This window comes from Burkholderia cepacia (assembly GCF_001039005.1).
Taxonomy (GTDB): domain Bacteria; phylum Pseudomonadota; class Gammaproteobacteria; order Burkholderiales; family Burkholderiaceae; genus Burkholderia; species Burkholderia theae.
Genome location: NZ_LDWR01000032.1, coordinates 39,826 through 51,478, shown reverse-complemented (window position 1 = coordinate 51,478; position 11,653 = coordinate 39,826). Strand labels below are relative to the sequence as shown.

The window sequence follows — 11,653 nt, the reverse complement described above, 5'->3', positions numbered from 1 at the left end:
ACAGCGAGTAGCTGCCCATGTATGCGATGTCGGTCACGACACCGCGCGCCCAGTTGTGCTTCGAGCCCGGCTTCTCGCGCGACACGTGCACACGTTCGGGGCGCACCGAGATGCCGACCGGCATCCCGAGCGGGCCCGTCACGCCGTGGCTCACGTACATGCGTGTCTCGAGGTCGTCGCTCTCGACGAAGATGTGATCGGGCTCGTCCTCGACGACGCGGCCCTCGAACAGGTTGGTCGAGCCGATGAATTCGGCCGAGAAACGGCTGTTCGGAAACTCGTACACCTCGCCCGGCGCACCGATTTGCACGATCTTGCCTTCGCTCATCACCGCGAGGCGGCTGGCCATCGTCATCGCCTCTTCCTGGTCGTGCGTGACCATCACGCAGGTCACGTCGACCTTGTCGATGATGTTCACGAGTTCGAGCTGGGTTTTCTGGCGGATCTTCTTGTCGAGCGCGGACATCGGCTCGTCGAGCAGCAGCAGCTTCGGGCGCTTGACCAGCGAGCGGGCCAGCGCGACGCGCTGCTGCTGGCCGCCGGAGAGCTGATGCGGCTTGCGTTGCGCGTACTTGCTCATCTGCACGAGTGCGAGCGCGTCGGCCACGCGTTCCTTGATCTCGTTCTTCGGCGTGCCTTCCTGCTTCAGGCCGAACGCGACGTTCGATTCGACCGTCATGTGCGGGAACAGCGCGTACGACTGGAACATCATGTTCACGGGGCGGCGGTACGGCGGCAGCGATGCGAGGTCCTCGCCGTCGACGAAGATCTTGCCGGAGGTCGCCGTCTCCAGCCCGGCGAGCATGCGCAGCAGCGTGGACTTGCCGCAGCCCGAGCTGCCGAGCAGCGCGAACAGTTCGTTCTTCGCGATCGTCAGGTTTACGTTGTCGACGGCCGTGCTGTCGCCGAATTTCTTCACGACGTTTTCGATGCGCACGAACGCGTCGTTTTGCGTACGGGGCGCGGCGGCCGGTTGGGTTTGTCGTGCAGCAGCGGAAGAGGGTATCGATTGCATGGGAGTCACCATTCGTTCTTCACGGATTGCAGGCGTGAGCGTCCCCGCGCGAGGCGTGCAACGCGACTCGCGGACAACGGCTCGTGCCGGATGGAACAGTGCGCGCGGCGCGCGCGGGCGGACGGAGGTCCGCGAATCTCAGGCGGGCAGGCGTGGAGCGATGCCTGCGCCGCCGTGATGCCTGGCGATCAGTGGCCGGTCTTCAGTTGTGCCCACAGGCGGTTCTGGAGACGCAGGATGTCGGCCGGCATCGGCTTCATCAGCACCATCTTCTTCAGCACGTCTTCAGGCGGATAGACGGTCGGGTCCTGCGCGACGGACGGCGTGACGAACGGGTGCGCGGCCTTGTTCGCGGTCGGGTAGAACACCGTGTTGGTGATCGCCGCGTTGACCTTCGGATCGGAAATGTAGTTGATCCACTTCAGTGCAGCCTCGGGGTGCGGCGCATCCTTCGGGATCACCATCACGTCGAACCACAGCAGGCCGCCTTCCTTCGGGTTCGAGAACTTGATGTCGTACGAGCGCTTCGCTTCGGACGAGCGGCGATGCGCGATGCCGACGTCGCCCGACCAGCCGAGCGCGACGCACACGTCGTTGTTCGCGAGGTCGTTGATGTAGCCGGACGAGTTGAATTGGGTGATGTACGGGCGGACTTTCTTCAGGACTTCGAATGCGGCCTGGTAATCGCCGGGGTTCTTGCTGTTCGGATCCTTGCCCATGTATTGCAGCGTGGCGGCGAACACGTCGACGGCCTGGTCGAGGAACGACACGCCGCAGCCCTTCAGCTTCTCCATGTTGGCCGGGTCGAACACCAGTGCCCAGCTGTCGACGGGCGCCTTGTCGCCGAGTGCCTTCTTCACTGCCTGCGCGTTGTAGCCGATGCCGTCCGTGCCGTAGGCCCAGGGGACACCGTACTGGTTGCCCGGGTCCGCATCCGAGATCATCTTCATCAGCAGCGGATCGAGGTTCGCGAGGTTCGGCAGCTTCGACTTGTCGAGCTTCTGGTACACGCCGGCCTGGATCTGCTTGGCCATGTAGTTCGACGTCGGCACGACGATGTCGTAACCCGAACTGCCGGCAAGCAGCTTCGCCTGAAGCGTGTCGTCGCTGTCGTAGTTGTCGTACTTGACGTGGATGCCCGTCTGCTTCTGGAAGTTCGGGATCGTGTCCGGTGCGATGTAGTCGGACCAGTTGTAGACATTCAGGTCCTCGGCATGCGCCGATGGGCTGGCGACTGACGTGAACGCTGCCGCGGCGGCAAGGGCGGCAACAGAACAGGCTTGGCGAAGAAAGCAGGCACGCATGGTGGAATTCCCCTGGTTATGGCGGCGTGCGGCGCCCGCCGCACGCTTGTAGGCAAAGCCGTTACGAAATACCCAGTTGCTGGGCGGTTGCATCGACGGCCTTCTTCGCCTTCGATACGAGTTCATCGATTTCCGGACGCGAGATCACGAGCGGCGGCGACAGCAGCATCCGGTCGCCGGTCGCGCGCATGATCAGGTTGCCGTTGAAGCAGAAGTCGCGGCAGATCGTGCCGACGTCGCCGCCGTTCGCGAAGCGGCGGCGTTCGGCCGGCGCTTCGGCAAGCTGCAGGCTCGCGACGAGGCCATGGCCATGCACTTCGCCGATGATCGGGTGACGCGCGAAGGTTTCGCGCATCAGTGCCTGGAAGTACGGGCCGGTGTCGTTCTTCACGCGCTCGACGATCCCTTCGTCGCGCAGCAGCTTCAGGTTTGCAACGGCAACGGCCGCGGCGACCGGGTGACCCGAGTACGTGAGGCCGTGGTTGAATTCGCCGTTGTCGATGATCGGGCGTGCAACACGCTCGTGAATGCCGACCGCCCCCATCGGCACATAACCCGACGTGAGGCCCTTCGCCATCGTGATCAGATCCGGCTCGAAGCCGAAGTGCTGGTGCGCGAACCATTCGCCGGTGCGGCCGAACCCGCCGATCACCTCGTCGGCGACGAGCAGGATGTCGTACTTGCGGCAGATCCGCTGGATTTCCGGCCAGTACGTCGACGGCGGAAAGATCACGCCACCCGCGCCCTGGAACGGCTCGCCGATGAATGCGGCAACGTTCTCCGCGCCGAGTTCGAGAATCTTCGCTTCGAGTTGCTGCGCACGTGCGAGACCGAACGCTTCCGGTGTTTCGCCCGGCTGCGCTTCACCAAAGAAATACGGCTGGTCGATATGCACGATGTGCTCGACCTTCGACGGCATCTGCTCGTGCATGTAGCCCATCCCGCCGAGCGTGCCGCCCGCGATCGTCGAGCCGTGATAACCGTTCTTGCGCGAAATCACGAACTTCTTCTGCGGCTTGCCCTGCACGCGCCAGTACTGGTGCACGAGGCGCAGCACGGTGTCGTTGCCTTCCGAGCCGCTGTTGCAATAGAAGAAGTGGTTGAAGCCGGCGGGCGTCACTTCCGCGAGCATCGCCGACAGTTCGATGACCGGCGGGTGCGTCGTCTTGAAGAACGTGTTGTAGAACGGCAGCTCCCGCAGCTGGTGATACGCGGCATCGGCAAGTTCCTTGCGGCCGTAGCCGACGTTCACGCACCAGAGGCCGGCCATCCCGTCGATGACCTTGTTGCCGTCCGAGTCCCACAGGTAGACGCCGTCGGCTTTCACGATCACGCGGCTGCCCGCGCGGTTCAGCGCGCCCATGTCCGAGAACGGGTGGATGTGGTGCGCGGCGTCGAGCGCGCGGTATTCGGCGGTCGAGCGTGCCTGCGTCGCGCGCGGCGCGGCGGCCGGCGCGGCCGGCTGGATCCAGGCAGATTCGTTGCGGTAAGTCATGTTTCCTCCGTGATTCCGTATGCGGTTGTGCGCGCGCTTAGACGTGCAGCAGCAGATGGCGGCGTTCCCACGAGCTGATCACGCGGAAGAACGCTTCATATTCGGTTTCCTTCAGCGCGAAATACGCCTTCAGGAACTTGTGGCCGAGGATCTCGCCGAGCGGCTCGCATGCGGCCATCAGCGTCAGCCCTTCCTCGAGGTTGCGCGGCAGCTGGTACGGCAAGTCGTAGCCGTCGCTGACGAGCGGTTCGGTCGGCTCCAGGCGCTGCGTCATGCCGAGATAACCGGCCGCGAGCGTCGCGGCGAGCGCGAGGTACGGGTTGCAGTCGACGCCCGGGATTCGGTTCTCGATACGGCGTGCCGACGGGCCCGAGTGCGGGATGCGAAAGCCGACCGTGCGGTTGTCGTAACCCCACTGCACGTTGATCGGTGCAGCCATGAAGCGCGACAGCCGGCGATACGAGTTGATGTACGGCGCGAAGATCGGCATCAGTGCCGGCGTGTACTTCTGCAGCCCCGCGAGATAGTTGTAGAACATCGACGTCGCGCCGCCCGTCTCCGGCGACGTGAACAGGTTCTGGCCCGTTTCCTCGTCGACGATGCTCTGGTGCACGTGCATCGCCGAACCCGGCTCGTCTTCCATCGGCTTGGCCATGAACGTCGCGTACATGTTGTGACGCAGCGCGGCCTCGCGCACCGTGCGCTTGAACAGGAACACCTGGTCGGCCAGCGACAGCGCATCGCCGTGCATGAAGTTGATCTCCATCTGCGCGGCGCCGACTTCGTGGATCAGCGTGTCGATGTCGAGGTTCTGCGCTTCGCAGTACTCGTAGATGTCCTCGAACAGCGGATCGAACTCGTTGACGGCTTCGATCGAATACGACTGACGGCCCGTTTCGGGGCGGCCCGTCCGGCCGACCGGCGGACGCAGCGGCAGGTCCGGGTCCTTGTTCATGTCGACCAGGTAGAACTCGAGTTCGGGCGCGACCACGGGCTTCCAGCCCTTCGCCTTGTACAGGTCGAGCACGCGGCGTAGCACGTAGCGCGGCGAGATCTCGACCGGCGAGCCGTCGAAGTGCACGCAGTCGTGGATCACCTGCGCGGTCGGGTCGGTGGCCCACGGGATCAGGCGGATCGTCGACTCGTCGGGCACGCACACCATGTCGGGGTCGGTCACGCCGGTCAGCGAGCCGTCTTCCGGATATTCGCCGGTGACGGTCTGCACCATCACGGCCTGCGGCAGGCGCATCGATTCGCCGGACGTGAACTTGTTGCGCGGCGTGATCTTGCCGCGCGCGATACCGGCCATGTCGGGAATGATCGCCTCGACTTCGGTGATCCGGTGTTGTTTCAGAAAACTTTCGATATCTTGCATGTCTGTTCTCGTTGTTTGGTCGGCGCGCTCAGGCGAGCGCGGCAGCGGCCAGGGTTCGCGTGCGGGCATTCCGGCGGGCGCGGCATGCGTCGCCGAAGGCGCGGAAGATCGCGCTCGACAGCGGGTCATGCGCATGCCGCCATTCCGGATGCCACTGCACGGCGAGTGCGAAAGCGGGGGCATCGACGACGCTGACGGCCTCGACCAGGCCGTCCGGCGCGACGGCCTCGACGGCAAGGCCGGAGCCGAGCCGCGCGATGCCTTGCTTGTGCAGCGAGTTCACGTTTACTTCGTCGCGGCCGCCGGCGAGCGCATGCAGCTTGCCGCCGGGCGTCAGGTGCACGACGTGCGCGGGGCCGTACTGCGTCTCCATCGGCGCGGCGTCGTCCTCGCGGTGATCGGCGAGGCCCGGCACTTCATGCACGCGCTGGTGCAGCGTGCCGCCGCAGACGACGTTCAGCTCCTGGAAGCCGCGGCAGACGGCGAGTACCGGCACGCCCGCAGCGATCGCCGCGCGCAGCAGCGGCAGCGTCGTCGCATCGCGGGCCGGGTCGTGTTTCGTGCCGGGCGCGCTCGGCTCGCCGCCGTACAGGTGCGGCTCGACGTTCGAGTAGCTGCCGGTAAACAGCAAGCCGTCGACCGTGTCGAGGATGTCGTCGACCGACTGGCGCTCGCCGAGCGCGGGCAGCACCATCGCGAGCGCCTGCGCGCCGTCGACGATCGCGGCGACGTATTTGTCGCCGACCGTATGCGACGCGTGAGCGCCGATTTGCGTGAGGTCGGCGGTGATGCCGACGAGGGGTTTCCTTTCCATGACGTCAATCAGTTATCCAGAGGACTGCTGCGTGCGTGTTGCCTGATTCGACAAAACGCAGGCGTGCAGCCGCCCCGCAGCCTGGCGAAAAGCGCAAGGCCGCTGGTGAATGGGCGCAGCGGGATGACGTGGCGATCCGCGCTGCGCGCGACGATCAGGCCGTCGTTCGTTGGGTTGCGATACGCGACGCGGCAACGAATGCGCGAACGCGTTCCGTCACCGCATGGACCATGCGGTTGGCGAATCAGCAGACCAAACGAACGACGTAAAGAAAGGAGAGGCGCTACGGCAGCAGCGACGCCACTTCGTCGGTATCGACGGCGACGAATGCGCGTGCGGATACGGCGTTGTGACGCCGAACGGAACGACGGGACAGGATGGTGTAGATCGACAGATGCTGCAGGCGAGGACTATGCCAGCCGCAACTGCCATCGGAAGGGGATGCCGCGCTGCGCGAACTTCGCGCCACGCTTCGATCCCACCTCACCAGAGGGCCACGGACTCTCACGATTACACTCGACTGGGTTGTTGAAAGTATTGAACACCTGACCTTCTCGACGCGCTGGGCGTTTAAAATAATCAAGGCGCCGGTTACGCGTCATTTACATTGATGGGCATCAATTTTTGCGTTGCAATAACGCGTTTTGCTGCCTATGAAAACTAAATGACGCTGACCTGAGAGCCAGCATATACGAGCCAAAAACGGCGTCAAATGTTTTTTAACGGTCCTGCATCAGGGGTTTCCCGAGCAGTGCGAACAAAAGATTCGCAACTGGAATGATCCGCGGCGTGTTCATTATTTCGAACGCCTTTCAGGGTTTTCCCCGTTAATACGCGGCATAAAGTGATTAGAATATTCAACGGCTGTCCACTGCGTCGTTTCACTTTGTCATCGCACTTATCGTGTCCGAAACCGAATCGATGTCCACCGAAGTCGCCGAGCGCCTGCGTTACGTGCGCAACAAGCATGGCCTGTCGCAACGTGAACTCGCGAAGCGGGCCGGCGTGACCAACGGCACGATCTCGCTGATCGAACAGGGCCGCGTGAGCCCGTCGGTCGGCTCGCTGAAGAAGTTGCTCGAATGCATACCGATGAGTCTCGCGGAGTTCTTCACGTTCGAGCTCGTCGAATCGCGCTCGGTCGTGTCGCGTCGCGACGACATGCCGAACCTCGGCAGCGACACGCTCGCGTTTCATCTGGTCGGCGCGAGCGTGAAGGACCGCAACATGTGCATCCTGCGCGAGATCTACCAGCCGCACGCCGACACCGGGCCCGAGATGCTCGTGCACGCGGGGCACGAGGGCGGCGTCGTCGTGTCGGGCCGGCTCGAGCTGACCGTCGACGGCGCGACGTGGCTGCTCGACCCTGGAGACGGCTACTACTTCGAGAGCCGTTTACCGCACCGTTTTCGCAATCCCAGCGCGGAACTGATCTGCGAGGTCGTCTCGGCCAATTCGCCGGCGACCTTCTGACCGCGCATCACCGCATTCGCTGACGGCCGGCCGCGCATCGGGCGCGCGGCGTGTCGCATCGCGAATGTCACAACATTGAGGCATCCTGATGAACAAGTTGACTTTGGCTGACTGGCAGGACAAGGCGGCGTCGCTCACGATCGAAGGGCGCGCATTCATCGACGGCGCGTCGCGCGACGCGCACGGCGGCAAGACGTTCGACTGCGTGAGCCCGATCGACGGCCGCGTGCTGGCGAAGGTCGCCGATTGCGGCGAAGTCGATGTGAATGCAGCCGTCGCGGCCGCGCGCCGCGCGTTCGACGCGGGCGTGTGGGCCGGCCTGAATCCGCGTGCGCGCAAAACGGTGCTGCTGCGCTGGGCCGCGCTGATGCACGAGCATCTCGACGAACTGTCGCTGCTCGAGACACTCGATGCGGGCAAGCCGATCGGCGACACGACGACGGTCGACGTGCCGGGCGCCGCGTACTGCGTCGAATGGTTTGCGGAAGCCATCGACAAGGTCGGCGGCGAGGTCGCGCCGGCCGATCATCATCTCGTCGGTCTCGTCACGCGCGAGCCGGTCGGCGTGGTGGCGGCCGTCGTGCCGTGGAACTTCCCGATCCTGATGGCCGCGTGGAAGTTCGGCCCCGCGCTGGCGGCCGGCAACAGCGTCGTGCTGAAGCCGTCGGAGAAATCGCCGCTGACCGCGATCCGCGTCGCGCAGCTCGCGCATGAAGCCGGCATCCCGGCCGGCGTGTTCAACGTCGTGCCGGGTGCGGGCGAACCCGGCAAGCTGCTCGCGCTGCATCGCGACGTCGACTGCATCGCATTCACGGGATCGACGGCGGTCGGCAAGCTGATCATGCAGTACGCCGCGCAATCGAACCTGAAGCGCGCGTGGCTCGAACTCGGCGGCAAGTCGCCGAACATCGTGCTGCCCGATTGCCCCGATCTCGATCGCGCCGCGCAAACAGCGGCCGGCGCGATCTTCTACAACATGGGCGAGATGTGCACGGCCGGTTCGCGGCTGCTCGTGCATCGCGACATCAAGGACGCGTTCATCGAGAAGCTCGTGGCGGCCGCGCGCGCTTACGTGCCCGGCAATCCGCTCGATCCGTCGGTGTCGATGGGCGCGATCGTCGACGGTATCCAGCTCGAGCGCGTGCTCGGCTACATCGAGGCAGGGCGCGGCGAGGGCAAGCTCGTCACGGGCGGTGCGCGCGTGAAGGAGGAAACCGGCGGCTTCTACGTCGAGCCGACGGTGTTCGAGGTGAAGCACGATGCGAGGATCGCGCGCGAGGAGATCTTCGGGCCCGTGTTGTCGGTGATCGTGTTCGACGATGTCGACGAGGCCGTGCGGATCGCGAACGACACCGAATACGGGCTCGCCGCGGCGGTGTGGACGTCGAACCTGACGACCGCGCACGACGTGTCGCGCCGCTTGCGTGCGGGTACGGTGTGGGTGAATTGCTACGACGAGGGCGGCGACATGAACTTCCCGTTCGGCGGCTACAAGCAGTCGGGCAACGGCCGCGACAAGTCGCTGCACGCGCTCGAGAAGTACACCGAGCTGAAGTCGACGCTCATCCGGCTGCGCTGACGCGCTACCGGGGCGCATCGCCGTTCGGCGGTGCGCCCGCAGCCCGCGTTACGCGCTGCGCAGCGCGGGGTGGAAGCCCGCGGCTTCGATGATCGACTGCACGCGCTCGGCGCCTTGCGCCGATTCGACCGTGACGCGCTTCGCCGCGACGTCGATGTCGAGCTTCGCGGCGGGATCGGCGGCCGTTACCGCGCGCGTGATCGCATTGGCGCAGCCGCCGCAGGTCATGTCCTGGACTTCGAATTCCATCGTGTTCTCCTGAGTTGACGATTGACGAGTAGGGTCAGCATGAAGCTTGCCATGGTGGGAAGGTCAAGCGCATTCATACAGCATGTCACATGCGTGGTCGCCCCGCGCGGCGAGATCGCTCGCCAGCGTGAAGTCAGACGAATCGGAAGGCAGTCGCATGAGTCAGTCGGAATCTTTCCCGATTGACGCCGGTGCGCCACCGGCGCCATGCGACGAGAGCCTTGCCAGGCAACGCACGGTGCGACCTTGTGAAGCGCTATCTCCATAGTGACAGTAAGGGCGTGCGATATGAAAATGCGAATCGATCTTAATATCAATGCCCTTCGATATTTCATTTCGTCACGCACATGAACCGTTTCGCACTGGGTTTCGCCGCTGTCCTGCTGGGCATGTCCGCCGCCACCGCATTCGCCGCCGACGACGTCGTCAACCTGACGCTGAAGGACCACAAGTTTTCGCCCGATGGCGTGACGATTCCGGCCGGCAAGAAAGTGAAATTCGTCGTGAAGAACCTCGATGCGACGCCCGCGGAATTCGAGAGCGACGACTTCAAGGCCGAGAAGGTCATTCCTGCCGGCAAATCGGCCGAGATCCTGGTCGGACCGCTGAAGGCCGGCACCTACGAGTTTCACGACGAGTATCACGAAGCGCAGTCGAAGACCCACCTGACCGTCAAATAAGCGAATCCCGCCATGCTGTCTACCGCGCTGATTGTCTTTCGTGAAGTGCTCGAGGCCGCGCTGGTGGTCTCGATCGTGATGGCCGCCACGAAGGGCGTGCCGCGGCGCGGCTGGTGGGTCGGCGGCGGGCTCGTCGGCGGCGTGATCGGCGCGGGCCTGATCGCGGCGTTCGCCGACGTGATCTCGCAGTGGGCGTCCGGCATGGGGCAGGAAGTCTTCAACGCGGGCGTGATGTTCGTCGCGACGCTGATGCTGGCCTGGCACTGCATCTGGATGAGCCGGCACGGTCGTGAGATGGCGCTGCATATGGGCGAAGTCGGCCGGGCCGTCGCGGCCGGCAGCCGGCCGCTGACGGGGCTGGCGATCGTGGTCGGCGTCGCGGTGCTGCGCGAAGGCTCCGAGGCCGTGCTGTTCCTGTACGGCATCGCCGCGGGCGACCCGGGGCAGACGCCGCAGATGATTGCCGGCGGGCTGCTCGGCGTGCTCGGCGGGGCCGGGCTGGGTTATGCGATGTATGCGGGCCTGCTGCAGATTCCGCTGAAGCGCCTCTTCTCCGTCACCAACGCGCTGATCGTGCTGCTGGCGGCCGGGATGGCGAGCCAGTGTGTCGGTTTCCTGCTGGCGGCCGGCCTCGTACCGTCGTGGGGCGACATGATCTGGGATACATCGTGGCTGCTGAAGGAGACGAGTATCGTCGGCAAGGCGCTGCATACGCTGATCGGCTATACCGCGCGTCCGGCGGGCATCCAGATCGCCGCATACGTCGCGACACTGGTGGCGATCGTCGTGCTGACGCGGCTCGTCGGCCGTCCGCACGCGGCGGTGAGGTCGCCGCGGCCTGCCGCGTGAGTGTGCCGGGTCAGAACGAAAGAAGGGGCGTCATGGACGCCCCTTCTTTCGTTTACGGCTCGCGGCCGGCCCGTGTACGGCCGCACGCCGGATGTACGCGGCCATGCCGGTCAGCGGTGGCTGTCGATCCACGCGCGGGCCCATTCGAGTCCGGCCTCGCGTGCGTCGTCCTCGGTGTCGAACACGCCGAGCACACCGGACGCTTCGACGAGCCGGTTGTTCTGCGTGATCGTGCCGCTCGCCGCGAAGCGTTCGGGTTGCAGGATCTCGTCCTGCTGCAGGATCGCGTGGCCCCAGATCTGGTAGCCGAGGTAGGTTTGCGCTTCCATTATCGAGTCACCTCCGCGGAGCGGTCGTGCGTGCCGACCCGCAGCACGTTGCCGTCCGGCGTGTATTGTCGCGGAATGTCGGAGAACTTGAGCGTGCGCGTCGCGTCGGGGTCGGCAGGCTGCATCACCGTGAGGCGGCCCGGTGCGGGCTGCGCGACGGGGCGCGGTACGGCGGGCGCCACGGCCGTGGCGGCGGGGTGATGCGAACCGGCTTTCACGGCTTGCGCAACGCGGCGCTTGTGCGCTTTCACGGCGGTTTTCGGCGTTGCGCTCGCGTGCTTCTCCGCGCTCTTGCCGGCGTGCGCGTCGGCGCCCGCATGCGCGGGCGCATGTGCTGCCGGCTGCCGCGCCTCGGGCGGGTTCCAGACTTCGACGTAGTGCTCGGCGGCCCAGCCGGTCGACGCGAACGTCAGCGCCAGCAATCCGCATCCAAACAGTCTTGCTACCATTGTGTCTCCGTCATATTCCTTGCGGGTCGCGTCGCGGTATCC

At 65.1% G+C, this 11,653-nt stretch carries 13 protein-coding genes; 4 read left to right on the top strand and 9 right to left on the bottom strand.

Annotation, left to right across the window (positions count from 1 at the left end; translation table 11 throughout):
• The 6 genes from VL15_RS19245 to VL15_RS43210 form a co-directional block, all read right to left on the bottom strand.
• A partial coding sequence (locus tag VL15_RS19245; protein ID WP_048247828.1) for an ABC transporter ATP-binding protein occupies nt 1–1,015 on the bottom strand: 1,015 nt, incomplete at its 3' end.
• 188 nt (nt 1,016–1,203) lie between these two features.
• The gene (locus tag VL15_RS19240; protein WP_048247822.1) at nt 1,204–2,319 is read right to left on the bottom strand and encodes a polyamine ABC transporter substrate-binding protein; all 1,116 of its coding nucleotides are present in this window, start codon (nt 2,317–2,319) and stop codon (nt 1,204–1,206) included.
• Nucleotides 2,320–2,380: 61 nt separating this feature from the next.
• Nucleotides 2,381–3,814 (bottom strand): aspartate aminotransferase family protein, encoded by a 1,434-nt coding sequence (locus tag VL15_RS19235; protein WP_048247819.1) that lies wholly within the window; start codon nt 3,812–3,814, stop codon nt 2,381–2,383.
• 37 nt (nt 3,815–3,851) lie between these two features.
• Nucleotides 3,852–5,189 carry a glutamine synthetase family protein gene (locus tag VL15_RS19230; RefSeq protein WP_048247817.1) on the bottom strand — a complete coding sequence of 446 codons (1,338 nt, stop codon included), beginning with the start codon at nt 5,187–5,189 and terminating at the stop codon, nt 3,852–3,854.
• Nucleotides 5,190–5,217: 28 nt separating this feature from the next.
• Nucleotides 5,218–6,003, bottom strand: coding sequence for a gamma-glutamyl-gamma-aminobutyrate hydrolase family protein (locus VL15_RS19225; protein WP_048247815.1), 786 nt, complete (start codon nt 6,001–6,003; stop codon nt 5,218–5,220).
• Between the two features lie 283 nt (nt 6,004–6,286).
• Nucleotides 6,287–6,511 carry a hypothetical protein gene (locus tag VL15_RS43210; RefSeq protein WP_072437498.1) on the bottom strand — a complete coding sequence of 75 codons (225 nt, stop codon included), beginning with the start codon at nt 6,509–6,511 and terminating at the stop codon, nt 6,287–6,289.
• A 413-nt stretch (nt 6,512–6,924) separates the two neighbouring features.
• Between VL15_RS43210 and VL15_RS19220 the strand changes: the two genes are divergently transcribed.
• Nucleotides 6,925–7,476 carry a cupin domain-containing protein gene (locus VL15_RS19220; protein ID WP_048247826.1) on the top strand — a complete coding sequence of 184 codons (552 nt, stop codon included), beginning with the start codon at nt 6,925–6,927 and terminating at the stop codon, nt 7,474–7,476.
• 88 nt (nt 7,477–7,564) lie between these two features.
• Nucleotides 7,565–9,055, top strand: a complete 1,491-nt coding sequence (locus VL15_RS19215; RefSeq protein ID WP_048247812.1) for an aldehyde dehydrogenase — start codon at nt 7,565–7,567, stop codon at nt 9,053–9,055.
• Between the two features lie 48 nt (nt 9,056–9,103).
• Here VL15_RS19215 and VL15_RS19210 read toward each other — a convergent pair whose 3' ends face one another.
• Nucleotides 9,104–9,304: a heavy-metal-associated domain-containing protein gene (locus VL15_RS19210; protein ID WP_048247810.1), complete on the bottom strand. Its 201-nt coding sequence runs from the start codon at nt 9,302–9,304 to the stop codon at nt 9,104–9,106.
• A gap of 347 nt (nt 9,305–9,651) precedes the next feature.
• On the opposite strand from VL15_RS19210, the gene VL15_RS19205 reads away from it, so the two are divergent.
• Nucleotides 9,652–9,984 (top strand): cupredoxin domain-containing protein, encoded by a 333-nt coding sequence (locus tag VL15_RS19205; protein WP_048247808.1) that lies wholly within the window; start codon nt 9,652–9,654, stop codon nt 9,982–9,984.
• A gap of 12 nt (nt 9,985–9,996) precedes the next feature.
• On the top strand, nt 9,997–10,833 hold the full coding sequence (locus VL15_RS19200) for an FTR1 family iron permease (RefSeq protein WP_048247806.1): 837 nt from the start codon (nt 9,997–9,999) through the stop codon (nt 10,831–10,833).
• Between the two features lie 110 nt (nt 10,834–10,943).
• On the opposite strand, the gene VL15_RS19195 is transcribed toward VL15_RS19200, so the two are convergent.
• A complete protein-coding gene (locus tag VL15_RS19195) occupies nt 10,944–11,162 on the bottom strand; it encodes a hypothetical protein (protein ID WP_048247805.1) in 219 nt (72 codons plus the stop codon).
• Entirely contained in the window at nt 11,162–11,611 is a 450-nt protein-coding gene (locus VL15_RS19190) for a hypothetical protein (RefSeq protein WP_048247803.1), read from the bottom strand. Before VL15_RS19190 ends, VL15_RS19195 begins: the two co-directional genes overlap by 1 nt.
• Between the last annotated feature and the right edge of the window lie 42 nt (nt 11,612–11,653).

What these genes read in the sequence shown, in the direction of transcription:
- VL15_RS19240 (WP_048247822.1), bottom strand. Translation starts at nt 2,319, where the DNA reads ATGCGTGCCTGCTTTCTTCGCCAAGCCTGTTCTGTTGCCGCCCTTGCC.
- VL15_RS19235 (WP_048247819.1), bottom strand. Translation starts at nt 3,814, where the DNA reads ATGACTTACCGCAACGAATCTGCCTGGATCCAGCCGGCCGCGCCGGCC.
- VL15_RS19230 (WP_048247817.1), bottom strand. Translation starts at nt 5,189, where the DNA reads ATGCAAGATATCGAAAGTTTTCTGAAACAACACCGGATCACCGAAGTC.
- VL15_RS19225 (WP_048247815.1), bottom strand. Translation starts at nt 6,003, where the DNA reads ATGGAAAGGAAACCCCTCGTCGGCATCACCGCCGACCTCACGCAAATC.
- VL15_RS19220 (WP_048247826.1), top strand. Translation starts at nt 6,925, where the DNA reads ATGTCCACCGAAGTCGCCGAGCGCCTGCGTTACGTGCGCAACAAGCAT.
- VL15_RS19215 (WP_048247812.1), top strand. Translation starts at nt 7,565, where the DNA reads ATGAACAAGTTGACTTTGGCTGACTGGCAGGACAAGGCGGCGTCGCTC.
- VL15_RS19210 (WP_048247810.1), bottom strand. Translation starts at nt 9,304, where the DNA reads ATGGAATTCGAAGTCCAGGACATGACCTGCGGCGGCTGCGCCAATGCG.
- VL15_RS19205 (WP_048247808.1), top strand. Translation starts at nt 9,652, where the DNA reads ATGAACCGTTTCGCACTGGGTTTCGCCGCTGTCCTGCTGGGCATGTCC.
- VL15_RS19200 (WP_048247806.1), top strand. Translation starts at nt 9,997, where the DNA reads ATGCTGTCTACCGCGCTGATTGTCTTTCGTGAAGTGCTCGAGGCCGCG.
- VL15_RS19195 (WP_048247805.1), bottom strand. Translation starts at nt 11,162, where the DNA reads ATGGAAGCGCAAACCTACCTCGGCTACCAGATCTGGGGCCACGCGATC.
- VL15_RS19190 (WP_048247803.1), bottom strand. Translation starts at nt 11,611, where the DNA reads ATGGTAGCAAGACTGTTTGGATGCGGATTGCTGGCGCTGACGTTCGCG.